At 46.3% G+C, this 24,017-nt stretch carries 21 protein-coding genes, 1 tRNA gene and 1 pseudogene; 8 read left to right on the forward strand and 15 right to left on the reverse strand.

Going from position 1 to position 24,017, the window contains the following annotated elements:
- Nucleotides 1-22 precede the first annotated feature (22 nt).
- The 3 genes and pseudogenes from PBN151_RS15220 to PBN151_RS15230 all read right to left on the reverse strand — a co-directional run.
- Nucleotides 23-439: pseudogene (locus PBN151_RS15220) on the reverse strand (aminopeptidase); the annotation flags it as partial.
- Between the two features lie 177 nt (nt 440-616).
- A complete protein-coding gene (locus tag PBN151_RS15225) occupies nt 617-1,006 on the reverse strand; it encodes an Asp23/Gls24 family envelope stress response protein (protein WP_072729681.1) in 390 nt (129 codons plus the stop codon).
- Between the two features lie 1,225 nt (nt 1,007-2,231).
- On the reverse strand, nt 2,232-5,270 hold the full coding sequence (locus PBN151_RS15230) for an adenosylcobalamin-dependent ribonucleoside-diphosphate reductase (protein WP_083545171.1): 3,039 nt from the start codon (nt 5,268-5,270) through the stop codon (nt 2,232-2,234).
- Between the two features lie 266 nt (nt 5,271-5,536).
- On the opposite strand from PBN151_RS15230, the gene PBN151_RS15235 reads away from it, so the two are divergent.
- The 3 genes from PBN151_RS15235 (at nt 5,537) to PBN151_RS15245 (ending at nt 10,009) form a co-directional block, all read left to right on the forward strand.
- A complete protein-coding gene (locus tag PBN151_RS15235; protein WP_227774709.1) occupies nt 5,537-7,426 on the forward strand; it encodes a DEAD/DEAH box helicase in 1,890 nt (629 codons plus the stop codon).
- Between the two features lie 25 nt (nt 7,427-7,451).
- Nucleotides 7,452-8,591, forward strand: coding sequence for a YqhG family protein (locus tag PBN151_RS15240; RefSeq protein WP_072729683.1), 1,140 nt, complete (start codon nt 7,452-7,454; stop codon nt 8,589-8,591).
- A gap of 179 nt (nt 8,592-8,770) precedes the next feature.
- Entirely contained in the window at nt 8,771-10,009 is a 1,239-nt protein-coding gene (locus PBN151_RS15245; RefSeq protein WP_072729684.1) for a hypothetical protein, read from the forward strand.
- 65 nt (nt 10,010-10,074) lie between these two features.
- On the opposite strand, the gene PBN151_RS15250 is transcribed toward PBN151_RS15245, so the two are convergent.
- Entirely contained in the window at nt 10,075-10,539 is a 465-nt protein-coding gene (locus PBN151_RS15250) for a YqzE family protein (RefSeq protein WP_227774711.1), read from the reverse strand.
- 24 nt (nt 10,540-10,563) lie between these two features.
- Here PBN151_RS15250 and PBN151_RS15255 point away from each other — a divergent pair, with 24 nt between their 5' ends.
- Nucleotides 10,564-11,373, forward strand: a complete 810-nt coding sequence (locus PBN151_RS15255) for an N-acetylmuramoyl-L-alanine amidase (protein ID WP_072729686.1) — start codon at nt 10,564-10,566, stop codon at nt 11,371-11,373.
- Nucleotides 11,374-11,690: 317 nt separating this feature from the next.
- On the opposite strand, the gene PBN151_RS15260 is transcribed toward PBN151_RS15255, so the two are convergent.
- Nucleotides 11,691-12,098: a DNA-directed RNA polymerase gene (locus PBN151_RS15260; protein ID WP_072729687.1), complete on the reverse strand. Its 408-nt coding sequence runs from the start codon at nt 12,096-12,098 to the stop codon at nt 11,691-11,693.
- Between the two features lie 730 nt (nt 12,099-12,828).
- Here PBN151_RS15260 and PBN151_RS15265 point away from each other — a divergent pair.
- The gene (locus tag PBN151_RS15265; protein ID WP_021253185.1) at nt 12,829-13,065 is read left to right on the forward strand and encodes a DUF6953 family protein; all 237 of its coding nucleotides are present in this window, start codon (nt 12,829-12,831) and stop codon (nt 13,063-13,065) included.
- A 62-nt stretch (nt 13,066-13,127) separates the two neighbouring features.
- Here PBN151_RS15265 and PBN151_RS15270 read toward each other — a convergent pair whose 3' ends face one another.
- Together PBN151_RS15270 and PBN151_RS15275 are read right to left on the reverse strand one after the other, a co-directional pair.
- Nucleotides 13,128-14,153, reverse strand: a complete 1,026-nt coding sequence (locus PBN151_RS15270) for a hypothetical protein (RefSeq protein WP_072729688.1) — start codon at nt 14,151-14,153, stop codon at nt 13,128-13,130.
- A gap of 760 nt (nt 14,154-14,913) precedes the next feature.
- A complete protein-coding gene (locus PBN151_RS15275) occupies nt 14,914-16,362 on the reverse strand; it encodes an amidase (RefSeq protein ID WP_072729689.1) in 1,449 nt (482 codons plus the stop codon).
- Between the two features lie 154 nt (nt 16,363-16,516).
- Here PBN151_RS15275 and PBN151_RS15280 point away from each other — a divergent pair, with 154 nt between their 5' ends.
- Nucleotides 16,517-17,785 (forward strand): MerR family transcriptional regulator, encoded by a 1,269-nt coding sequence (locus PBN151_RS15280; RefSeq protein ID WP_072729690.1) that lies wholly within the window; start codon nt 16,517-16,519, stop codon nt 17,783-17,785.
- Between the two features lie 196 nt (nt 17,786-17,981).
- Nucleotides 17,982-18,845 (forward strand): EamA family transporter, encoded by an 864-nt coding sequence (locus tag PBN151_RS15285; protein WP_072729691.1) that lies wholly within the window; start codon nt 17,982-17,984, stop codon nt 18,843-18,845.
- 317 nt (nt 18,846-19,162) lie between these two features.
- On the opposite strand, the gene PBN151_RS15290 is transcribed toward PBN151_RS15285, so the two are convergent.
- The 3 genes from PBN151_RS15290 to PBN151_RS15300 all read right to left on the reverse strand — a co-directional run bounded on the left by PBN151_RS15290 (nt 19,163) and on the right by PBN151_RS15300 (nt 20,656).
- Nucleotides 19,163-19,249 (reverse strand) — tRNA-Leu (locus PBN151_RS15290).
- 756 nt (nt 19,250-20,005) lie between these two features.
- Nucleotides 20,006-20,335 carry a YolD-like family protein gene (locus PBN151_RS15295; protein ID WP_072729692.1) on the reverse strand — a complete coding sequence of 110 codons (330 nt, stop codon included), beginning with the start codon at nt 20,333-20,335 and terminating at the stop codon, nt 20,006-20,008.
- A 111-nt stretch (nt 20,336-20,446) separates the two neighbouring features.
- Nucleotides 20,447-20,656 (reverse strand): helix-turn-helix domain-containing protein, encoded by a 210-nt coding sequence (locus PBN151_RS15300; RefSeq protein WP_005547297.1) that lies wholly within the window; start codon nt 20,654-20,656, stop codon nt 20,447-20,449.
- A 147-nt stretch (nt 20,657-20,803) separates the two neighbouring features.
- Here PBN151_RS15300 and PBN151_RS32295 point away from each other — a divergent pair, with 147 nt between their 5' ends.
- The gene (locus PBN151_RS32295; RefSeq protein WP_265332099.1) at nt 20,804-20,938 is read left to right on the forward strand and encodes a hypothetical protein; all 135 of its coding nucleotides are present in this window, start codon (nt 20,804-20,806) and stop codon (nt 20,936-20,938) included.
- Nucleotides 20,939-21,417: 479 nt separating this feature from the next.
- On the opposite strand, the gene PBN151_RS31320 is transcribed toward PBN151_RS32295, so the two are convergent.
- The 5 genes from PBN151_RS31320 to PBN151_RS15325 all read right to left on the reverse strand — a co-directional run bounded on the left by PBN151_RS31320 (nt 21,418) and on the right by PBN151_RS15325 (nt 23,976).
- A complete protein-coding gene (locus PBN151_RS31320; RefSeq protein ID WP_175560725.1) occupies nt 21,418-21,585 on the reverse strand; it encodes a hypothetical protein in 168 nt (55 codons plus the stop codon).
- Between the two features lie 42 nt (nt 21,586-21,627).
- The gene (locus PBN151_RS15310; protein ID WP_072729694.1) at nt 21,628-22,044 is read right to left on the reverse strand and encodes a hypothetical protein; all 417 of its coding nucleotides are present in this window, start codon (nt 22,042-22,044) and stop codon (nt 21,628-21,630) included.
- Nucleotides 22,045-22,170: 126 nt separating this feature from the next.
- Nucleotides 22,171-22,845 carry a phosphodiester glycosidase family protein gene (locus PBN151_RS15315; RefSeq protein WP_072729695.1) on the reverse strand — a complete coding sequence of 225 codons (675 nt, stop codon included), beginning with the start codon at nt 22,843-22,845 and terminating at the stop codon, nt 22,171-22,173.
- A complete protein-coding gene (locus PBN151_RS15320) occupies nt 22,842-23,540 on the reverse strand; it encodes an N-acetylmuramoyl-L-alanine amidase (RefSeq protein WP_072729696.1) in 699 nt (232 codons plus the stop codon). The genes PBN151_RS15315 and PBN151_RS15320 overlap by 4 nt, the downstream gene beginning before the upstream one ends.
- Nucleotides 23,524-23,976 (reverse strand): phage holin family protein, encoded by a 453-nt coding sequence (locus tag PBN151_RS15325; RefSeq protein WP_072729697.1) that lies wholly within the window; start codon nt 23,974-23,976, stop codon nt 23,524-23,526. Before PBN151_RS15325 ends, PBN151_RS15320 begins: the two co-directional genes overlap by 17 nt.
- Between the last annotated feature and the right edge of the window lie 41 nt (nt 23,977-24,017).

A 24,017-nucleotide genomic window follows, 5' to 3' on the forward strand; every position in this document is an offset into this window, starting at 1 on the left:
TCTGCGACCAAGTTAGCACTAACTACTTTAGATTTTCGGGGTTTAGCTTTTCCAGTTCTGGAATCACGAAACGTCCGTCTTTTCGAATCAGTCGATCATCAAACCAAATCTCTCCACCGCCATACTCTGAGCGTTGAATCATCACCATGTCCCAGTGGATTGCTGACTCATTCCCATTTGAAGCATTATCATAGCATCGTCCCGGTGTGAAATGAAAGCTGCCATCGATTTTCTCATCGAACAGAATATCCTGCATTGGTTCCCTAATAGCAGGATTCACCCCAATTGCAAACTCCCCTATGTAACGTGCACCTTCATCCGCATCTAAGATATTGTTTAGCCGCTCGGTGTTGTTTGCTGCCGCATGGATGATCTCTCCATCTTTAAACTCCAATCGGACATTTTCGAATGTAAATCCCTGATAGGGTGATGGTACGTTTTTATGCACGGCTTTCACAAGTTCCTTTGCCAAAGATGTGTCGATTCCAGTTGAATCTATTAATACATTGTCTCCCTTTTGCACTTTTGTAGAATAGTTTACGAGAATATCAGCTAATTTCGTAAGTCGTGGATCTAACATACATATACACCTCTCCCATCGTTTTTTAGCGATAACCTATTTTCTAATTCGTTGAATTTCCTTCACCTCCTCATCTGTGAAAGAGACCCCCTCTACCCTTACATTAATCTCTACAACGCAAAGTCCAGTCATACTTTGAACCGCTTCGCGGATGTTTACCTGCAATTGATGACACACTTCATGAATTTTCATACCGTACACAACCATAACTCGCAGGTCTATAGCAGCTTCAACTTCACCTACCTCGACGGACACGCCCTTTTGCACGTTCTTGCCACTCAACATCTTCACCCAATCATCTGATAGTCCGCCAGACATAGCAGCAATTCCTGGAGTCTCAAGCGCTGCAAGACCAGCAATTGTGGCAACGACATCATCGGATATCTGAATGTTACCTCCATGCTTGTTCAATTGATTCTCAGCCATGGTCATCTTCCTTTCTGTCTCTCCAAGTTAGATAGAGTAATCTATCGTTGAACATGAAATTGAATACTGTACGCAAAATGGTTCCTCCCGCCGACCATCAACCCAATCTCTCAAAATTCATCGTATTTCTCCCTCGGTCTGCATTTTCATCATCAAAGGCATCCCGATAGGTAAGAAACAATCGGAAAAAATCATAATTACTTCCATTCGTTTTCTACTGTGCTTATTTCTTTCGTACCTGTAGTACCCGTTTAGTATTTATAGTACTGATATTGTTATCATACCATAAAATAACTCTAAGTCAACTCTTCAAAAATTCCGGAAGCAGAAAGCGTTCAGAACTTAGAAGTCGCCTTCCACAGCGTCAAATCTATCTCAATTATCCTGTAAATTTAATCAATAAAGCTCGCCAGAGCCGAAATTTCCGGACCATATCCCCTTACTTGATCCCTGCCATGGCAAGCGTCTGGGGAGCACTGATGTTGGATGAGCCAATACACCCGATTTGCTCGCTGGGCTGGTACTGATCCTGAGTGGGGTCTTTCTAACGGGTCATACGGTCCGCTGCGCAGTCCAAAGTAGAACCCAATAGAGCTCTTGCCAGATAGTTGCATCTGTGATATAATATGATATTGTAATTTAAATTTAACCCCTTTTACGTTCCTCGCTAGAAGAATAACCCTTCGTGACCACGAGGTTTTAAATTCCTATTTTGAATAACCCAAACGAAGTATGAGTTTATGTAAAGACGAAATTCTGATTCACACTGGCGCGGTCATCGGAGCCGCAAGGACAAAAGAGAGGTAGGGCTTTTGTTGTTTTAGAAGTGTCATTATTCTGTTAACCTATATAAAATGATCTGAAGTTAAGGTAATCTCCCGTTCATTTTATGCAACTAGAAAACAACCAGGGACCGGCTGCAGCCATACTACAGGCTGTCAGGGGTTAAATAGTTGGCGTCATGCTGCGCCAGACCAAAACACAAACCCCCGGGGCGCTGCCACAGCAGCTTCACGGGGGTTTTCCATTTGCCCTATACTTTGTAACCATTAATCGGCGATTTGATCTGCGTGCCTCTCTTCATTATTCAAGCAACGCCACCGAATTGTTATCCATGCCGCCACATTGACAAGGTAGCCGATGTATTGCCCCGACTATTATAATGAACGTTACATACAAATGATTCACAGCACTCATTTCTCTCAAATCTTCAAACATATGCTCTTTATGAACAACGGCTGTATCCACAGTTCGCACACGTCTTGCAGCCTTCCATATTGATAAGAGAAGCTGAGCCGCAGGAAGGACATAAGTCTCTCGACATCCCGCTCATCATCGGTGGAGATGTATCTTTCTGAGCAGATGATGAATCTTCAATTGCAGCTGCGATTGGTTCCTGTTCGATCGATTCCTGTCGTGAAGAATTAACCTGTTGATGATTGCCACTGGCAGTCTGATTGTTGCTGTTTGACTGATGGCCATTTTCAATCAATTGTTGGTTATTATTGTTGTTCGACTGACCGCTGTCATTTTGATGGTTCTGCTGACCGTTTCTCCCTTCGCCATTTCGCTGGCGCTCTTGATCACATGCCTGCTCCTGCATATGTGTCTCCAGCGCTTTTGCGACTGCATCTGCAATCGACTCCACCCGATTAGCACCGAAGCCAACGGAGCCTGAACCACCGATTCCCTTCAAATGCTTGATTAACAGCTCTACTTTGTTGCCATGGTCGCCATAGCGCAGGAACAGGGAACATACGCGGCCTAGCGCTTCCGCCATCGCAAATACATCGGACCCAGCCTTGCCGACGTTTAAGAAGATTTCTGCAGGAATGTCATTCAAATCATTAATCGTAATGTACGCCATCCCGAACGGCGTATTAATCTTATACGTTGCGCCGCGCAATACCTGTGGACGGCGCTTGTACACATTATTTGAGCTTGCTGATTCAGACTCTCCCCCCTTGGTTGCAGTTACCTCAGCAGAAGGAGAAGCATTGCCATGTGTAGATTCCTGAGTAGATTCCTGACCGTCATTACTTTCCTGCGCTCGGACTCCATCCTTCTGTTCATGATCTGAAGAGACACTCAAAGACGATGCACCAGACGAGCCAGTATCCTGACGATGAAGCTGCTGCTCATTTCCGTCCCCATTGTTCTTCGTCTTCTGTTGACCCTCAGAGACAAAGGAAGACTCGCAATGAAGAACCCCTCCTTGTGTTGATTGTGGCTCCTCCTGATTGTTCGTATGGGAATCATCCTGTTCAGAGTGCTTTTGCTGCGAGTTCGAATGGGAATCAGCTTGCCCCGATCCTGAATGGTTGCTCTCTTCCTGCTTCGACTCTTTCTCCGTCGACAGCACTTGCACGTCTCGACTTCCATCTCGGTAAATGGTTACACCTTTACATCCGAGATCGAACGCCAGTTCATACAATTCCTTTGTCTGCTCGATAGTAAAGTCATTCGGACAGTTCGCCGTTTTGGAAATCGAGCTGTCCACCCAGCGCTGAATCGCTGCTTGCGCACGAATATGATCCTCTGCTGACAGATCCATCGCTGTTACAAAGTAATCCGGCAGCTGGTCGTTCGGATGCGCATCCTTCCATTGCTGCGCAATCGGCACGAACTGCTCGTCATAGCCGAGACGGCTCTGGCGGTAATATTTGAAGGCGAAGTACGGCTCGATCCCGGTGGAAGTGCCAACCATGGTACCCGTGCTGCCCGTCGGCGCTTGTGTAATGACCGTTACATTACGCATCCCCTTCGCTTGAATTGCTTCTTCGACCTCAGGATATACACCGCACATTTGCTTCATGAAGCCGCTTGACAAGTAAGGCTCTGCTTGAAAGGCAGGGAAAGCCCCTTTCTCCGCAGCAATATCCGCAGAAGCCAAGTAGGCCTCGCGGGCAATAAAGCCGAACAGCCGGTCAAGGAATTCGAGCGAGTAAGGACTTCCATATCGGATGCCAAGCTTGATCATCAATTCTGCCAATCCCATCGAGCCAAGCCCGACACGCCGCTCCTTCTGTTGATTGTTTTTATTCTCCTCAAAATGATACGGAGTCTTATCAATGACGTTATCGAGGAACCGCACCGCATAACGCGTTACCTTCGATAGCTCCTCCCAAGCAACATCCCGCTTCTCAGCATCATAAAACTTGGACAGGTTGAGCGCAGATAAATTGCAGACACCCCACGCCGGCAGTCCCTGTTCTCCACAAGGATTCGTACAGATAATCGGGTTGAAATACCAGCTGTTCGACATCTGATTATAATGCTCCATGAAGACAACACCCGGTTCCGCCGACTTCCACGCCGACTCTATAATCGTATGCCAAATGTCGCGGGCCTTAACTGTCTGATAAGGAATGACGGCCTTGCCCGCCTTCTTCCACTTTTCCAAATCTCCATCCCACTGCTCATCATAGTCCGGATCACTCGTATCTGGAAATACAAGCTCCCAGTCCAAGTCCTCCTTCACGGCCTTCATAAATCCATTGCTAACACAGACAGATAAGTTCGCATTCGTCACTTGACCTGCAGTCTGCTTCACCGTAATAAAATCCAAAATGTCCGGATGCCAATCATACATCATTAACATTAAGGCACCACGCCGGCTGCCGCCCTGCTCGATAAGTCCTGTCGTATAGCTGAATAAGCCTCCCCATGAAACCGCGCCACTGGATGAGCCATTAACACCACGCACAATAGCCCGTCTTGGACGAAGCGAGGATAGATTGATGCCAACGCCGCCACCCCGAGCCATAATCTCTGTCATTTCCGAGAGCGTCTGCATAATCCCGCCTCGACTATCCTTCGGAGACGGAATGACATAGCAATTGAACAAGGTTAGCTCCTCGCTTGCTCCTGCTCCTGCTGCGATTCGTCCACCCGGGACAAGCTTCCAATCATCGAGAATATATCTGAATTTATCCGTCCATTCCGCTTGCTTCTCCGTAGTCTCAACGGAGGCAATTGCAGATGCCAATCGATCCCACATTTCCTCCGGTGTTTTCTCCACGGTCAGGGTCACATGCTCAACAGATGTCTGGATGGTCGCCCCGCTTCGGAGTGCAACAGATAAATTCCGGCCATTACGTGCAGTAACCTCTCCAACCTCCTTCGTCGGAAATTTCGGATCTTCCTTGGTTAATACAAGCACAACGTCCCCCACTCGGGTATTGTTCGTATCTGCATCCTTTTTTGCATATCGATCTAGAAATATCTTCTCACTTAGTCCTTCCAAGCGTTTCTTCTGTGGCATATTCAAAGAGAACAACCTCCTGTGCTTCTTCATTTCATCAAATCTTTATCAACAACCACGTGCGTTAGACCTGCTTACATGGTATGTACTCAACACTATATCTAGTGTCCAAAAAGTATTTTACATCAACATATACAAAACCACTGTGATAAATCCCTCATTTCAAACTCTTTCCATCGTATCGTATGAACAGTTATGAAATAAGAAGATTACGTCCATACTACACGGTAATGAAGAATAACGAATCGATTAAGGAGGGAGACAACATGCGTACGTATCAGCCGTCGAACGAAGAGTCTCGTACACCGAGTAACGCTTCTACGACACTAGCTTACCCCGGAATCGAAGCATCTATGGGAACTGTGGGTATTAATGGAGATAACCCCTCCACATCCTCCCGTACTAGCACAGCTGCAATAGGTCGCATCCCCCTTACTATCGAGAACGGATGGACGGACGAGCTTCTTGCTCGCATTGACAAAAACAGCCCTTGGGATGACTGGACCTTATTCCGGCTTGCATACGAAGCCCAGCAGGCAAAGCGAATTCATGCATTTGACGAGCTTCAATGCTTAACTCATATTACAAACGTCGATCCACTGCCGCATCAGTTAGAGACAGCCCGCAAAGTGCTGCATGATATGCGAGGCAGAGCAATATTAGCCGATGAGGTAGGTCTCGGGAAGACGATCGAAGCCGGTCTTGTTTTGAAGGAATATATGATTCGGGGACTTGTGAAGCGAGTGCTCATCTTAGTGCCCGCCTCTCTTGTGCTGCAATGGGTTCGTGAGCTGAACCATAAGTTCGGCATTCCTGCGATCGCCCAAAAGAAGGGATATCAATGGGCAAATGACATCGTAGTCGCTTCCATGGATACTGCTAAACGCGATCCGCACAAGGAAATTCTCATGGAGCAGGAATACGATATGTTAATCGTTGACGAAGCCCATAAACTGAAAAATCGGAAAACAACGAACTATCAATTCATTCAGCATTTGCGCAAGAAATACTGTCTTCTGCTAACAGCTACACCCGTTCAGAATGATATGAACGAGTTGTATAACTTGATCAATCTGCTGAAGCCAGGTCAGCTGGGCGGTCAAGGGGAGTTCAGCACGAACTTCGTCGCAGACAAGCGGATGCCGAAGAATGAGGGCATGCTCCAGAGCGAGCTATCGAAGGTCATGGTGCGCAATCGCAGAGGTGAAGGCAATGTTCATTTTACGAAGCGTATCGTTAAGAATGTTCCACTCACCCTCTCGCCGGAAGAACAGGCGCTCTATGATGGCGTCACTCGATTTGTAAAGGAGCAATATCGAACAAACAGCGGGGATATCGGCAGCATGTTCTCCCTCATTACGCTGCAGCGGGAAGTATGCTCCAGTCGGGATGCCGTCTTCTTAACACTCGTGAATTTGTCAAAGAAGCTTGCCGAGGACTCCCCTATTCGCAATTATATCTGGGATCTTGTCGATCTCATTAAAGGCATTAATGCGAATACCAAAGCCGAAACGGCGATGAACATTATTCGCGAGATTAATGAAAAAGTTATCGTGTTTACCGAATACAGAGCTACCCAGGAGTACTTGCTGCAGTATTTCCGCAATGCCGGTCTAGTCGCAGTTCCTTACAGCGGAGGGATGAACCGCGGCAAGAAGGATTGGATGATGGATCTTTTCCGCGGACGGGCACAGGTCATGATTGCAACAGAAGCCGGGGGCGAAGGTATCAATCTGCAGTTCTGCCATCATATGATTAATTTTGATTTGCCATGGAACCCGATGCGCGTAGAGCAGCGGATTGGTAGGGTACATCGGCTTGGTCAGAACAATGATGTGAAGATCTACAACCTATCAACGCAAGGAACGATTGAAGAATATATACTGAACCTGCTTCATGAGAAAATCAACATGTTTGAGATGGTCATCGGCAGTCTCGACATGATCCTGGAACGGTTCGAGAAGCAGGATTCTCTCGAGAAGAGCCTCTCCCGCATTCTTCTGGAATCGGATTCGGAAGATCTGATTCACACCGAGGTGGAGCGTTTAGGCAATTCGTTAAATGCGATACGTGAAGAAATAGATATGGAAGACGACGAGAAAAGTGCAGCAATAAGTAATCTCCTGCATAACATGAGTGCCGAGATTGAAGGATGATGACAGGAATAGGAGGTAGGAAGGAATGAATACGGAGCAAGTACGACGATTTGTGCTCGATTATTTGGAGGCCACCGATTGTCATATCATGGAGACCTCACCTGCCAGTGTAACCGTGAAGCTGTCAGAACGAGCCGACCGTAAGCTTACGAACCGTCCCTACTATTGGGGTTTTGTTGATCGCACAGGGGCAGAGCCCGAGACGATGCGATTCACCTTCGTATTCGATCCTTCTGCGATGCAGCCTGAACCCCCTCGTGGACCTTCTGCCCCGCCAGTCCTGCCACCTGCGGGTGCCGCCACAGCTCCGCCAACTGGTGCAGCTATTGCTCCGCCTCCGGGCTCTACCCCTGCCGGTACAGCCCCCGGCGACTCCATCCTCGGTCGCTACTTCGGCGTAGCACCCGCCTTCACAGGCGGCGGTGGAGGCTTAGGACGAATTCCACGCGAGGATGTTACCTTCGGCAGCCGGCGGCTGTCGAGCATCATGCAAGCGGTTCATGAAGAGGGTCGCTTCATTCAATTGTTCGCTGAACCAGCCAATGCCGGCAGTACTGCTGCAAACAGTTCCACACGAGGTACTAAGCGTTCTACTGCATATGAGCCATGGCTTCTCTTAAATCTTAACGTCGAATTTGCATGCGACCTAAAGAGAGAGGAAATTCATTCGTTCGGAATATCTCTGATTACGGGACGAATTCGGACTGACTTCATGGAACAACTGCTGTCCATGCCCTTGTCCCCTAAGCTTCCTTCCAATGTGCATGTTGCGCCTTGGTCGTTGTCTATTCAACAAGCCCGCGAGGCTGTAGAAAGACATTTAATCGATCTCATCTCTACCTATGACAATACATGGGCTGTGGAAGCGTCAGAACGATTGGAAGAAGAGCTTGCGAGATTGAAGTCTTATTACGAACCTCAGCTTCAGCAATTCAGCACCGAAGCCGAGCAGGCTGCGAATATGCCATCCAACAAGGACAAGCATGGCGGGGATGATTCCGACACTGATCCCGAACAAGGGAATACAAATTCCCCTTCGAAACAAGAACAGATCCAGCAGCAATATGACATGAGGTGCCAAGAGATTCGGTGGCAATTCGAGCCTCGGATTGCGGTCAATTTTCTCAATGCAGGTCTGATTCATCTTCCTTCGACATTGGCCTAAGCCTATCAATCATGAACAGTGCAGAAACGCCACATTGCGGCAAAAATAGAACGTGTAAAGGACAAGCACCTGAACAATGGAACGACACCATTTTTAGAGCTTGTCCTTTACAATTAAGGAAATCAACTAACAGCAACCGATACAGGAAGCCTGTAACAACGGAAATTAGAGGTGATTCGATGAATAATGAACCTTGGTGGACGAAATTGGCTTATATCGCCGCATCCGCTGCACTGACTTCCCTTGTAGCTGGCAGTGTTACTGTCGGCATTCTGTTTGCATCAAGCGAAGCCAAGCCACTATCGGGCAGAACCAATGAGAACTTGGTAAGCGAAGCTTATGCTCTGCTCTCCTTTCAACAATCCTTATTTAGTGAACATTCGATCATCTTGACGTCTACTTCTGCTTCGTCTACCTATCACACCTTCCAGTCTGCACCCGCATCTTTGACCCCGCTTTCAGGGGGTGGAGAGAACAAACAGATTGATGAAGCAATTATCCACTATCAGCAGCAGCTCGCCAAGAAAGCCCCATTCCAGCAATGGGAGCATGCAGATACAGAACGCTTCCCTCTTGGCCCTGGCATGCATGGGTGGTTCATCCGCGTTATGGACAAACAAAAGCAAATTGGATATATGATTCTACAAGCAGATGCCGATGGTCGAATACGACTGTCGGAATATGGGCTTGGCGAACAGCAGCCCTTCGATGAATCAACCTTACAGGATGCATTGTTAGATCGACAGCAGCAGCTTGTAGAGGAACATAATAAGGAAGTTCAGGTAACGAGCATTTACCCGTACCAGCTAGCCCCGCTGCTTACCGTATGGCGAGTGGAATGGCACAACGGGAACGTTGATTGGCTTGATGCGCAAAGTGGAGAATGGCTCCCGCTGCCGAAGCAGTATGCACCAGCGCCAACAAAGCGAGATGCAAATGATAGCCCGACCTTGTTGAGTCAGCCCTCAGCGAGTCAATCTAAACGCATGGACAGCAAGGAACGATTGCTTTCGATACAATTGCTATCCTCTCATGCCGCCGCCTCCTCGCAGAGCTACAGCGAGGTTGCCTCTTCAAGCAGTTTGATTGCACCATTCGATCCCTATGAGAATGTGAACTGGATGACTAAGCTATCTATAAATAGCTCCAAGGAGCTTCCTCTTACTTTTCGTGATCAAAATTGGGTTTATATACAGCGCATAAGTGGTGGGGCTGTTAATCAACCTTTTTCGTATATCGGGATTCAGAGATGGATGCTTGGAGGAGGAAATAGAGATGATGGTCAGAGCAATTCAAGCGATTTGGCAAAGACAAGAGACAATGTGTATGTAATTGTCGCTTCTCCTGACATGAAATCCATGCGTTGGCTCCCCTCCTCAGATGCACTGCAAGCGGGGGCATTTATTCCACAGTCATAAAAATATGTTCATAGCTTGATCCTTGCAAAGAGGCACGACCTTCAAAGGCGTGCCCCTTTTTTTGCCTAAGGTTGAGAAGGCGTCCCAGATCCTGATGATGGAGTGTTAGAGGCTGTTTTGACTTGTTTGCGCAGTAGTCGGAGCACATTTAGTTCTCTGGCCCGCTTGAGCAGAGGCTTGCTTGCACTCCCCCATTGGCCAGCCCACATTTTGACTCCGAATGGCACCATTCCGAACCACTTCGTTTGCCATGATTCCTTTGCACGATTTTTCCGCTCCATTTGACGCTCCCGACGCGCTTCAACCGGCGTATCCATATAGGTGACAACGCGTTGTGTAATGTATTTAATCAAGTCTTCTCCTTTTCCTGCTTTAGCCATAACGGTTCTCAATCCTCTCGTCGTTATCTCTTGGCTGCCTCGCCCCGTCATTCTTAGGATACCCAGATCTACGGCGCACCAACCCAAATTGGCAGGAATGAGGTTGTGCTTCGCTGTACACGATAAAGATGGAGTGATTATGTTGACCATGTGACAGAAAGAAGGGATTGCTTCATGCTACATCAACCGTCATGTGCATCGCGATTGCGCCGAATGGTCGCTGGCATTATAGCTATTGCCATCGGGTGTACCGCTAATATTGGGGTCGGACATGCTGGACGTGCTGCCACCACAAATGAGACAGCCGTATATCAGGAGTTAGCCGTGGACGCAATCCCCGAACCTTTTGCAGCATCTGTTCCACCCAATACAGAACCAATTGGATCCCTTCCGAGTCTTCCATTCTCTAAGCTGGTCTTAATTGATGCAGGACATGGGGGAATTGATGGAGGAACAACTCACGGCAATATCTTGGAGAAGGACATTAATTTAGCTATCGCTCAGAAGTTGTATCTTATGCTGAAATCGAGGGGCATTCCGGTCATTGTCAACCGAACCGGTGATTATGCGCTTAGCGATGATAACCGATGGTCGGCCACCCGCTCTAGACATCGCAAGGATCTTGCACAGCGTCGGCAGCTAAGTCAAGAACTCCCCGTATCCGTATTCATCAGCATTCATGTCAATTGGAACAAAAACAAAGCTGCACGCGGCCCGATTGTGCTGCATCAGAAGGAAGGGCGAAGCCGAATGCTCGCTTGGTTTATACAACAATCATTGAATCCAATCTTTGCATCGCATAAGCAGCCAGAGCTCGGCCCTACTTATTATTTGCTCAAGCGGGTGGAGCAGCCAGCAGTGATTGTTGAGGCCGGGTTTATTAGCAACGATCGGGATCGTAAGCTGCTGACCGAACCACGAACTCAGACGCTCATTGCATCACGCATCTGTGATGCAGTTATGTTCTATCAATCCATGTTCTAATTGGGAAGAGCGCTCTCTTCATCTGTTCAAGCAAGGGGGCGCATTCCAGCGTCATATTACAATTAGGCTGTGCTTTGGGTTTCTTTAGGCATAAGGAGAGGAGCTTCGGGGGTTGCTTTTATAAGTTAATTGATTAAAGCAAGTGGAAATAAATAAACCTCTTAAGTTTTATCCTTAAGAGGCTGTTAACGTTCCATACTTTCCAAAAACATATGCTCACCCAATCGTTTAAAATGAGATGCAATATGAGATGCTAAAGCGGACGAGAACTGTCCGTGAGATGACAGTTTATAAAATCCTGATCGCATCCTATACACTTACGCTGTGCGCTGTTGTACAAAATTCATAATCACATAGCCTTCAACAATACGATACTGAATCGCTCCGTACTTCTCCATCAACTGCAATGCCGCAGTAAGAGCATCAATCGCTTCGGAAATGACACCAGGTTCAATGCCTCGTTGATTGTGCATGTAACGCGTATTCAATGCATCGCGATGTACAGCATCAAGCTTCGAGCACGCAGCATGAAAGATCATTTCTTGTTCCTTCGCACGTGTAATGGCATGACGCAACTTGTCTTGTTCACGACGCGCACCCATCATGTTCATCTTCATATCTTGTACATAAGACATGCGATAAGTCAATCTACGCTCATTCAATGCACGGCTTGCACGGTAATCACCCATGTGATTCAACCAATTGTTTACTAGTATTGTATTCATTTGTATTCCTCCAACTTCTTAAGAAAAAACCTCCTAGCTCTATTTTCAATGAGTCAGGTTTCTTAAAATTCTCTTTCTTTAACATGATTAAACATTTCACAACATGTTCAAACATCATCCCAGCATAGGATGATCAATCCTCATAACATTTCACAACTAAAATAGCCAATAAAAATAAAGCAAACTTCACTACAATTATAATTCCAAGCTTAAAAAAGGGACGAAGCAACAGTGAGTAACGAACCAATGGACAGACAAGTGGTTGGCGAAATGGACGGTGAAATGACGGTTGAGGGAGTATGTTGCGCTATTGAATAGTTATTATACTCTCATTATTCCACCATGTCAATACCATTTTTTCAAAAGTCAGATCATTTACGCCCCTTACTCCTTTATCATAATCGAAATTCCTCTACATACAAGTTAAATAATTGTATACAAGTTCTCAATCGTAGTCGCAAACCACTTACCTTAGCATAAGATAATGGGAAAAGGATATGATTATTTAAGAAGTAGATTCTACTCAACTGTGTGCTCCATTTATGTTTTATCACAGTAAAGCAACTATGCACTCAAGCATATAAGCGTTAAATGACAAAAGATCTTCACATTTACATAGCAGGATTGGGTAGGATCTTGTAGTAATATAAAGATACGGGATCAGACTTTAGGACGGAGAAGCCCAAAACTGTCAGCCGTGAATATAGGAATTATGAAGGGAGCAAGTAAAATGAACGAACAACACGTTGCACTGTGGTTGTACAACAAGATTAAAAGAGATATCGTCGTAAACTTGGCTGATGCAGTTCAAAGCATTGAAGAAACATTCGGCAATCGTTTCACTTTTGCCTTTGACAACGGGATGAAAGCAGTCAACAAAACAGTTGCTATGGAATTTGGAAAATTGAACAAGGATGGAAAGATCGAATGGAATCCTTCAGAATATAAATGGGTTTTTAAAATGTAAATAGCATCTATAGAAAATGACGAGCCGCTGGCCATTAAGCCAAGCGGCTCTTTTGTATTACATCATTCCGACGACACTCCGATTCTCGACAATAGAACCTCCGCTTGGGCATATCCAGCAGGCATACTGAGATATATGCCATAATCATAGTAGGAAGCATCATAGCTTTGAACCGATTTTGTCGTTCCATCAGCCTTCATTCCCTTAACACCCAAGATATGCGCGTTCCTCTTGTTCCAGGTTGAATTCGGATAAAATACGTCAGCTGCTTGATTTTGATTTAAACTAACGGTTATGGCTTGAGTTAGCGGGACATCATATCCGTGGACTTTTGCGTTCCCGCTGCTCGTTATTTGCACAAGATATTCCCAATTTTCGATCTGAGCAGATTTCCCTCCTGGCAATTTCATCACGACCACTTCCGCTTTGTCCATGTTCGCCTTGTTGGAATCCGGGTTGAACGAGCCATCAGCCTTATCATTGTAGTGGATTGGTGCTGCCAAGCCATAGAAGAGGCCGCTCTGTTCCCCAATATCTTTGTTCCACAGCCCATGTTGAACATTCCAGCACATTCCGTTATAGGCAAACACATAATCTTGAATAGGACGCTGCGGGACTAAGCTTCCACCGCTGAATTTACCCAGTGAAAGCCTACTGAGCGGGGATATGCCTGAGCCGTCAATTTCAATGCCTGATCCTCCGATCGTCACTCCCCCATATGAGTCACACATAAACAGATTGTTCCATCCCAACATGATTCCGAACTCACGCCAGCTTCCATCCGGTTGCAGAGCCCCGATATCTTCACCGGTTTGGTTACGTGCAGGATCCCCTACACTGTATGCCTTTTTCCCGTTAGCCTTCCATAAATTCATTCCCTGATTGTCTAAATCTCCGATGTTCTCTTCACCCGGATACGTGCCGCAAGCCTGCATTTGCCAACCGAAGCTAAAATTGTCGACATTGATCCGCTTGAATCGCTTGGCTGTCTCATCGTAGCGTGCGTTAATAAGCAGCCACAACTCATGTACTTCGACTCCGTTGCGTATCGTATGGATCGTGGCTGTATTAAAAAATGGATCCTGCAATCGCATCCCCTCCTAAACCATAGTATCGATTGAGGTGGCCGATTGTTACGGATGCTTATTATTGAATACCCTTGCTTGTCTTGCAATAGATTAAAAGGATACATGTGGAAGATGTCGAAATTATATTGAAGATAGATCGGCTGGAAAGAATCGAGAGGATGCTTACTGCGCCAAGTATAACAACTGCAACAACTCAATCTAATATCGTAAAAACCAATCACAACTTAAAAATTAAACCGTAGCAGCATAACAACGAAGCGGGTTAGGATAGCAAAAACAAGCCTTGTATTGAACGAATTTAACATTTTATGTTAAGCAAGAAAGGCCAGGCTAGGAAAATTAGTTTTTCCAAGCCTAGCCTTTTCTAATACATTAACGCTTATCTTACTTATTTGGGGCTGTCTTTCCTTGCCCCCACTTGGATCATTTGGCTGATCAACATACCGAGGGGGCTTTTTGTAACACCTCGTGCGATTCCAGACTATGCAAGCCCTACCGATTCTCTTCCTCAGTTATGATGAGTTTGAGTCGTTTGCCCCGCCATTTTCATTAAGTTCTCCGAGTACACATTCTCTATTTCATAGGAATCATTTGCATATACTTCTGCTAATCTATCCACATCTGCTTTATTCCGCATATGCTCTCCTTTTTGTGATTTTCCATCCCTATCATAAGGAACCTAATAATAACCTACATGCTATCGCTATCTTTTTACTAAGTCGACCTGGGTTTCTGTTCGTCTGATCAGAAAATGAATCGCTTATTGGCTGCTAGCTGCATGAATGACGGGACGTTTATGATTCCATGGTCGGGCGGCTTCCAATTGGGCGGAGAGCCGCAGCAGTGTAGCTTCGTCGGCGAATCGCCCAGCAAATTGCATCCCGATCGGCAGGCCGTCCGCGCTCCAACCGAGCGGAAGTGATACAGCAGGCTGGCCTGTCGTATTAAAGAGACTAGTGAACGGAGCACGGGTGAATACTTGTTCTGTCCAGCTTCTTAGATCGATATCCGGATTGTTGGCATTCAGCTCGCCCAACGGAAAAGGCACAGACGCAATCGTTGGGGAAAGCAGCACGTCGTACTGTTCAAAGAAACGACCGACGGATCGAGACGCTTGCGCACTGATATCGAGGGCATTAAGCAGATCATGGGCGGTTAAGGTAGCGCCGTATTGGTAAGCTTTCAGTATCGTTGCTTCCAGATTATGTTCCGAGGGCTTCCTATTCAGGGTCTTCGCAAGCCGCTCAATTCCATGATACGTGTTGGCCGCCCATATGTGCATCGTCGCTACAAACAATGCTTCATAATCCACTTCTGGCAATACCTCCACTAATTCATGCCCGAGTTCCTCACATAAGCCGACGGTCTCATGCAAGACACGCAAGCATTCCGCATCAACGGGGGTGCCTGAAAACGGCTTGCCCGTCCAGGCTATCCGCAGTCTCCCCGGCTCCTCATCAAGTTCTGCTGAGAAGGGACGGCTCGGCCGCTCGGCCCAAGCATAAGCCCCCGGGTCTGGCCCCGCAACCGCATCCAGCAGTGCAGCCGTATCACGCACCGTCTTGGTCACGGCAAATTGTATACCGAGTCCGCTCAGTACTTCTCCGTTGTCAGGACCGTTGGGTGTTCGTCCACGCGTCGGCTTCAAGCCGACCAGACCGCTGCAAGCCGCAGGAATGCGGATAGAGCCTCCACCGTCATTGGCATGTGCAATAGGTACAATACCTGCCGCGACCGCCGCAGCAGAGCCGCCGCTTGAGCCGCCTGGACTCCTATCTGGATTCCAAGGGTTTCTCGTCGGCCCATACAGAACCGCTTCCGTTGTTACATTGAAGCCAAATTCGGGCGCTGTGGTCGATCCCAGCGTCACGAGTCCCGCCTGTCGGAACCGCCTCATCATCTCGGAGTCGTACGGGTAGATCATTCCTTCCCCCAGACGGCTCCCGCTATTTAGAGGCACTCCAGCCGCATGCAAAGTTGAATCCTTGACCAAGAATGGAATTCCAGTAAAAGGGCCATTCGGCAAAGCAGACTTGCTTTCTTTTTCTGCTAGCTCCTGCATCGAGACGGCCATCACATTTAGTTGCGGATTCACCAGCCGGATAGCTTCGCAAGCTAATGCCGTCAGTTCCTCTGGCGTAACTTCTCCGCGCTTGACCAGTTCAGCAAGCCCCAGACCGTCATAACTAGCATATTCGGATAACTTCATTGCATCTCACCTCTTTCCTCGTTATGCGCTTATCTTAAGAGATGGAGCGTACTTGAGATCAAGCCTGCAATACATCTCATTTTCCAAAAAAATCTGGAGTGCCCCCGCAATTTTAGTTTATTATTAGATTAAGGGAAATATGGGAGGTGCTTACATGAAGATTGGAGCATTCGCCAAGCGTTTTGACGTGTCCGTAGATACGGTTCGCTACTACATCGAAATCGAGCTGTTGCTTCCGGATAAAAAAGCAAGCGCCCAATATGAATTTACTCCTTCATGCATTGAGGATATGGCCTTTATCAGTGAAATGAAGCAGTTTCATTTTACACTTCAGGAAATCCGCCAAATGCTTTTGAGGAAGCGAATCTCTGATTTTACCGTCTTCGAAGACATTCGCTTGCATTATCTACGTATGATGAACGAAAAGAAACAGCGGCTAATGAAGGATAAAGAGCAACTGGAAAACGCTCTTCATCGGCTTGAAAATAAATTAATCACTTTACAGGACGAGCCTAGGACGGAAGCAGAGACCGGAGTACCTTACTCCTTTTTGCCCCTGCTTTACTGCCCCTCCTGCCGCATTCCACTGCAAATACGAAACGCCTGCCTTCAGGGAAAATATATGCTTAGCGCACAATTATACTGCTCCTGCTATTATCGGGCTGAAATCAAGGATGGCATTCTGCTTACCTCGGATAAAGAAAACGCTCGTTCCGCATATACCTATGGCTATGAGCACGAACGATTTCAATTGCTTTCATCTGCTTTTATCAACTTGACGGAAAAGGGCAACCAATGGTTGGCCGACCGACTTAGAAGCGAACCTGCCAAGCATCAGCTGATTGTGGAAGCCAACGCTGATGTGTACACGGTTCTACCTAGATACATCTCATCTCTCCCACCGGAGACGATGTACATCTTTTGCGGTACGTCGAGCGAACTGCTGATCAGGCTTAAAGAGAAGCTTTCACAGAACCATACCGATTTGCAGGCGCTTTATATCGAGAGCAGTGATTGGCAGCTTCCGCTAGCCCCCGTTACCGTTGACTTGATCGTCGACAGCTTTTCGTTCAACGACTTTTCGTTACACAATCGGATCTTCCCGCTTTTCCCAATGCTGCCTTATCTCAAGCCGGGCGCCCGTGTGCTGGGGCACTATTTGTATTATCAGCCGCCCGCCGCTTCACTTTCGCGAATTTGTCATCTGTTTCCGCAAGCTCATGAGCGAACCTATCATCCAGATTATTTGGATGATAACTTCTCCCGTGTCGGCATGAAATTAACGGAGCGCGAACTGCTTGGTTACACAAAGGAACCAGGAAACTATCTACGCTATCATGTCCATAACGAAAAGCTTCATCTGTTGGCTTACTTGGCTGAGCATCGTGACAGCGGTGATCGTCCAAATCTTTTTGTTCAGTGATGTGGATGACGGATTCCTAACCTCTTTCCAATTCCCTGTTCTTCCACTATAATGATAATCATTATCAATTATAGATAGAATCAATAACACTACCATCCCTGAAATCTGGGATTTAATATACGGAAAACGGAGACAATCATAAGCTCCCTGTTACCTGGGTGCATGGCGTTTTACATAGAGTTTGGAGGATACCTACATGTGGATGATTTATGCTTTTGGTGCGGCGCTATTTGCAGGTTTAACTTCTATTCTTGCTAAAATCGGAATTCAGCGTACGGATTCCAATCTAGCTACCGCCCTTAGAACCGGAATTGTTGTCATTTTTGCGTGGGCTATCGTGTTTGCAGGGAACTTACATACGAACCTGTTCGACATCAGCACGCAGTCTCTCTTCTATCTCGTATTATCAGGACTGACGACCGGCGCTTCTTGGATCTTCTATTTCAGAGCGCTGCAGCTAGGCAATGTGAATGTCGTCGTTCCCATTGATAAATCAAGCACGATTATGACAATGCTTTTTGCAATTATCTTACTGGGGGAACCAGTTACCTTACTGAAAATCATCAGTATGGCGTTGATTGGAATCGGAACGTACATGATGATACAAAGAAAACAAGATGCTGGACAATCCTCTGACAAAAGCGGTAAATGGGTTTGGTATGCCGTACTATCCGCTCTTTTTGCAGCAATCACAGCAATCCTAGGCAAAGTCGGCATTGAAGATGTTGATTCCAATCTAGGCACCGCCATCCGAACAATCGTTGTACTGATCATGGCGTGGTTGATTGTATTCGCAACTAAGAAACAGGGCGGCATCAAAGAAATCGACAAAAAGAGCTGGATTTTCCTTACCTTATCGGGTTTGGCCACCGGCATGTCCTGGCTGCTCTACTTCAAAGCACTGCAAGAAGGGCCCGCAAGTATCGTAGTCCCTATCGATAAATTAAGCATACTCGTGACGATTATCTTCGCTTACATTGTGTTTAAGGAAAAATTGTCTATGAAAGCTTTTGTCGGTCTCCTTCTGCTTGTTGGCGGAACCTTTATGCTTCTGTTATAACTACCACTTTCTGCGCACATGGTTGATTTGAATAATGGTAAGATGATTCATAAGTTCAAGACTCCGGCTGTTTTATCCTGGAGTCTTGAACTTATATCTAACTAGATATTGGATGACTGTTGACCTTGTACTAACGATCTCACTCGGATAGCCAAGATCGTGACTTCACCTATAATGGGGACACAAAAAAGGCCCGTAAATCATCATGCATCCGATTTACGAGCCTGTTCAAAGCTGCTATGATAAAACATCTTATCGAAGAATTACAGACAAATAAAAAAATCCTTAATGACGTAAGGATTCTGCTAATTAGAGTATGGTGCGGTCAAGAGGACTCGAACCTCCACGATATTGCTACCACTAGAACCTGAATCTAGCGCGTCTGCCAATTCCGCCATGACCGCATATAAGATATTGCGTTTGAAACCGATAATAATTCGGAATCAGTAATCATTACTATACACGGTTGGAACCATTGTGTCAAGCACCGTCATAGCAAAATTTAACGATTGTAATTAACACATACAATCTGATGGAAAATTGATGATTATTAAAGGGTGAAACGTAAAAACACCCCGCTGCCGAAAATCATCGACGACGGGGTTATTAGATCATGTAAATATAAAAAAAACCTCATAAGCATGAGGATTCATTGATGAAAGTATGGTGCGGTCGAGAGGACTCGAACCTCCACGATATTGCTACCACTAGAACCTGAATCTAGTATTGGCTGTGGAATGTAGCTCCTTTTATTCTTCAAACCCTTGTAAATCAAGGGTTTTTTCTTTTTCCTTTTCCAACTAGTCCTTTCTATTCTATACAAATCTGTTGAGTCTGTCCCCGATTTGTCCCCATATTTCCTCCGCCCCCAATAACATTTCATTTGGGGACGGACTCAGAATTTATAACTACTTTCAAGCGCCGATGAATAGTTAAACGTCCCAGCAGAGCGGCATGGTGAATAGCTAAATGTATATAATAAAAAGCCCTGGAGTAATTCCGGGCCTTATCATGACTATCCATATACAGGTTTATTACAACGCAAGCAGGTATATACTCCGTTCAACCATTTCCCCTTCATAGCAGCTTTACACCCACATAAGTGAGGTTGCACTGGGGCAATGGGCTTTCGAGTTGATGGTGTTCTTCTCTCCAGTCCCTCATGCTCTTACCTCCAAAATGTCATCCATCTTAATCCATTGCTTTTCTCCATCAAGAAGCAGTTTGACGCGTCGACCTTGAGGATCAAGATCTATCACCTGAGCTGTGAGCTGACACTGTTCAAATGGATCATACATTTGAAGTGTGATTGTCCCGCGCTCGCTCATGGACTGCTGCAGAAGTGCTTCAATCTGTTCACACTCTTGTTCATCAAGCGTAGGTCGCTGCTGACGGTTCCGTTCATGTTGCTGCTCAAGCAACGCCTCTCTATGCTCGGGCAGGATAAAACGTGAACCTTCAAAAATTCCGTTTCCATTAAGCTTGCTCATTCTCATCCATCTCCATAGGAACGTTTGTTCCTATTATATTCAAGCGGAGTCATTTTAACAATGTTAATTTTGAGCAATATAAAAGCCGACGAGGGCAATCCTCTTCGGCTTTTATTCGTTCTCAGAAATGTGTCTCATTAAATCGGCAGGTTGGCATTCAAGCGCATCGCAAATCTTATCAAGTACATCAACTGGTATGTGCTTGATTGTTCCAACTGCAAATGCTGAAATGGTGGGCGGTCTTATGCCTGTTTTCTCTGCAAGTTCTTTTTGGGTCATCTCGCGTTTGGCAAGCATAACCTTAAGGTCGAACTTAATCATGATATCACCTCTCACTACATTATATACGATATACGTATTATATTAATACTATTATCGTAAATATTTTTATGTTAAATACGTTTTTCGTATTGTTTTATTACGTTATTCGTAGTATAATAAGAGTATAGAAAGGAGGTGAACACAAACATGAGTAAGAAAAAGACTCCGGCACCACCGCCAGAGTCAGAAAAGAAAGGCGACCGAATCTCGGTTCGCGAATGGGTATTGCTCACCACAGCGTTCGCCCAGCTCGTAACCGCGGTCATCAGCCTCTTTAAATAAGAGGAAAGCCACTCGCCCTTAGGGGCGGGTGGCGATTCGGTCGCCTATCTCAAGTATAACACAATCGGAAAAACAGAATACAAGAAGGGATTGATGAGCGTGAAAAAAATCAATAAGATTGACGTAGCGATTGGGCTTATGATGTTGTCTCTCACCATCAATATCATCAACCTGTTCAAATGAGTAGTTGGCGTATGCGGGGGCAGCAGCCCCCTTTCTCCAAACTCGAAAGTGTACAAGACTTCGTTGATCTTTTCCAGGGCACCCGGCTTGATTACGTAAGTTGGGGCGCGGATATTGTCAACGTCCTGACCGTCTCCTGGGTGAGCTGCATCCTGGATGACAGATATACCGATGATCACAAAAAGGTTCGACGATTAAAAAACCTTTTGGCAGCATCAGCAAAAGTCCATGAATGAAAATACTCTGAGGTGGGCTTCTGCCCCCTCTATATTTATGTAGGAATATTTGGCGAAGGCTTATGAGGAATTATAACTAGATAAAGAAACAAGAGCCGCAGGGATGCCTTCCCATACGACTCTTGTTTGCTTGCCGGCACACCGGCTCAACACCAGTATATCAAACATCATCTCAACGTTAAAGAGGTAGGCTGCTGCGAGATAGAATGCAATCAATTCAAACAGCAACAGTGCTAGCCTCCTGTTGAGGTTCAACAATAAACGTTTATATCAAGCTATTCTGACTATACTAATACACGCATTGTCATATACCGTCTCGCCCAAAACGCCAAATAAAATTAAGATATTAGTTCCTTTTTTTGTATTAACTATGGCAGACCCTGATAAATTCCCTTTTTCCCCTGGAGGAAAATATGAATTTGATGCAAGAGATGAGTTTAACGTTTCGCCATTTAAGCTGAGTATAGTTGATGCAGCATTGTACTCCTTCGGAATAGTCACGCTAACCGTATAACTCACAAAATAAACAGCATTAGACGAAAGATGAATTTCTCCCGTCCCCTCTTTAAGGGTAATTCCTTTTCCATTCTTAGCTGTTATCACCTGGAATGAAATAGGCACACCCGCTTTTAATAATTGCTCCGCACTACTAAAAGCAGAGAAATTATTTTCCGTTACATTTCCCATTCAAATGCATCTCCTTTTATCAAAGATAATACATCCTATGTTCAGAGAGTTGGACAAGTTCTAGCTCATTTCTATCAAATTCTATAAAACAGGCAAAAGTATAAAATAAGAGAGACGTAGTTTCTCTTAACACATACTTACTATTGAATAAACGGTTCGACCGTCTCCTTTAAGTGTAGCCGATTGGTGCTTTAACTGAGACGATCCAGAGCCGTCCAAGAAAATGCCATCCGTGAGCGTGCCGCTGCCTATCTTCTGCTTGATGGCCATCCTAAAGGATTCCGCTGTACAAGGCGAATCCGTGACTACCATCCAAATGTTCAAACTAGATCCATATACGATTGCAGTTCGATATGTTTTGCCTACCATGTTAGGCATGTTTTGCTGCCTAGCTATCTGCAGCCAGTGCTCATCGTCCTGCAGCGACATAGATATGCCTCCCTGCGCCCAGTACCGGCTACGATCAGACACCTGCAGCTCGTCGGCCGACCTGACAACCTGGATGCTATAGCGGCGAGAGGCTACATCCCAAACCAATGTGCCACGGGCATACTTGGCATTCTCCCAACCCGAGCCGTACTCTCCGCGCTTGCCCTTTACCGGAACGTCACCATGAACCGCTATGGAGAGAACGGCTCCATTTCGGGGATCAAAAAAGCCGCCATTGATAGCAGCGGCTAATGGCTGACTTTGTACGTTTGTCCGGCAGGATCGAAGCTGCACATCGTTCGGGCTGCATTTAAGCGAGTGAAGCACGACGCCATCTGACGCCGTGCATTTGCTGTATGTCGCCTTGCTCACTTTGCCACCCCCTTGGATATAGTTACCACTTTATGTGCCTGGTCCCATTTGACACCAGCGCCAAAGGCCTCAGCCATCGCTCGGGCGGGCACATATGATACGTCATTGATAAGGATCCCGTCTTTAATTTGCTTGCCATCAACAATAACCGTTACATTATCTTTTGCTGCTGGATCAGGCTTAGGTGCTGGCTGCTGCGGCTTGTCCAGGCCGATCATCTCCCGATCAATCATGTTCAAAAACTTCGACCAGTGAGGCAAAATACGGCTAGGACAGTTCTTCCCTGTCCAATGCTTATGCGGTACAATCCGCTGTAGAGGAATGCTATATTTCTTAGCAAGTTTGGCAATCAACCAAGCTGCATTAACCCACGCCTTCTGTTCGTCTAGTCCAGCATTCATACATACCTCTATGCCAATACTCGTCGCATTACCTGGACCCGATCCATCACCGGCATGCCAACCTTGCTCGTTGTCACGCAGATGCTGATATATGTCCTTGTCGTCCACCGTGTAGTGCCAGCTCTTCTTCGCCCCGCCGCTACCGTTCAGCAAATACTTCGAATGTGCTTCTGCTGTGGCTCCTACAGATTCATTATCTGTGTTGTGAATAGTCAGCCACCCGGGTGTCATTTGCTTGTTTGGCTTGTTCGCTCTCCCATCTGGTAACAGCCTTTGCTTAATTTCGATTGTCATCGTTACTCCCACCCTTTCCTTTCAAAACCTCAACTGCCTGCTTAATCACACCAGGAATAGGTACGCCGATGCGCCCGCCGTTCTCGATAATAGACAGCAGCTCGTTCGCCATATAGAAAAAAACTGTGGCGTCCCTAAGCATGTGCTGGTCACCGAGAACAGTGTCGACTTGGTGAGCTATCGAAATGATGACAAAGATAAATACCTTACGTGCGATGCCAACAAGCCCACGACTGCTGCGCAGCTTGCCCTCTGTTCCAGCAGCCATAATACCAGTGATAAAGTCAGCCACCGTCATAATCAGAAGCACCTGCAGCAGCAGCGGCCAACCACCGAACAGGTACGCCCCAACAACACCAAAACCACCAGCTGCAGCTACTTGCTTCGTGCCGTAGTCTCCTACGAGTTGTCCTACAAATTCAATAAAGCGATCCATATAAATCCCCCTTCGAAATAGAAATAGCCCCCGACATTAAC

It is taken from the genome of Paenibacillus sp. NAIST15-1, from assembly GCF_001894745.1.
Taxonomy (GTDB): domain Bacteria; phylum Bacillota; class Bacilli; order Paenibacillales; family Paenibacillaceae; genus Paenibacillus_B; species Paenibacillus_B suaedae.

Excerpts from the sequence above, each read along its gene's own strand:
- PBN151_RS15325 (WP_072729697.1), bottom strand. The coding sequence starts at position 23,976 with ATGGATCGCTTTATTGAATTTGTAGGACAACTCGTAGGAGACTACGGC.
- PBN151_RS15280 (WP_072729690.1), top strand. The coding sequence starts at position 16,517 with ATGAAGATTGGAGCATTCGCCAAGCGTTTTGACGTGTCCGTAGATACG.
- PBN151_RS15300 (WP_005547297.1), bottom strand. The coding sequence starts at position 20,656 with ATGATTAAGTTCGACCTTAAGGTTATGCTTGCCAAACGCGAGATGACC.
- PBN151_RS15310 (WP_072729694.1), bottom strand. The coding sequence starts at position 22,044 with ATGGGAAATGTAACGGAAAATAATTTCTCTGCTTTTAGTAGTGCGGAG.
- PBN151_RS15265 (WP_021253185.1), top strand. The coding sequence starts at position 12,829 with ATGAACGAACAACACGTTGCACTGTGGTTGTACAACAAGATTAAAAGA.
- PBN151_RS15320 (WP_072729696.1), bottom strand. The coding sequence starts at position 23,540 with ATGACAATCGAAATTAAGCAAAGGCTGTTACCAGATGGGAGAGCGAAC.
- PBN151_RS15295 (WP_072729692.1), bottom strand. The coding sequence starts at position 20,335 with ATGAGCAAGCTTAATGGAAACGGAATTTTTGAAGGTTCACGTTTTATC.
- PBN151_RS15255 (WP_072729686.1), top strand. The coding sequence starts at position 10,564 with ATGCTACATCAACCGTCATGTGCATCGCGATTGCGCCGAATGGTCGCT.
- PBN151_RS15275 (WP_072729689.1), bottom strand. The coding sequence starts at position 16,362 with ATGAAGTTATCCGAATATGCTAGTTATGACGGTCTGGGGCTTGCTGAA.
- PBN151_RS15285 (WP_072729691.1), top strand. The coding sequence starts at position 17,982 with ATGTGGATGATTTATGCTTTTGGTGCGGCGCTATTTGCAGGTTTAACT.
- PBN151_RS15230 (WP_083545171.1), bottom strand. The coding sequence starts at position 5,270 with ATGCCACAGAAGAAACGCTTGGAAGGACTAAGTGAGAAGATATTTCTA.
- PBN151_RS15225 (WP_072729681.1), bottom strand. The coding sequence starts at position 1,006 with ATGGCTGAGAATCAATTGAACAAGCATGGAGGTAACATTCAGATATCC.
- PBN151_RS15260 (WP_072729687.1), bottom strand. The coding sequence starts at position 12,098 with ATGAATACAATACTAGTAAACAATTGGTTGAATCACATGGGTGATTAC.
- PBN151_RS15240 (WP_072729683.1), top strand. The coding sequence starts at position 7,452 with ATGAATACGGAGCAAGTACGACGATTTGTGCTCGATTATTTGGAGGCC.
- PBN151_RS15235 (WP_227774709.1), top strand. The coding sequence starts at position 5,537 with ATGCGTACGTATCAGCCGTCGAACGAAGAGTCTCGTACACCGAGTAAC.
- PBN151_RS32295 (WP_265332099.1), top strand. The coding sequence starts at position 20,804 with ATGAGTAAGAAAAAGACTCCGGCACCACCGCCAGAGTCAGAAAAGAAA.
- PBN151_RS15245 (WP_072729684.1), top strand. The coding sequence starts at position 8,771 with ATGAATAATGAACCTTGGTGGACGAAATTGGCTTATATCGCCGCATCC.
- PBN151_RS15250 (WP_227774711.1), bottom strand. The coding sequence starts at position 10,539 with ATGGTCAACATAATCACTCCATCTTTATCGTGTACAGCGAAGCACAAC.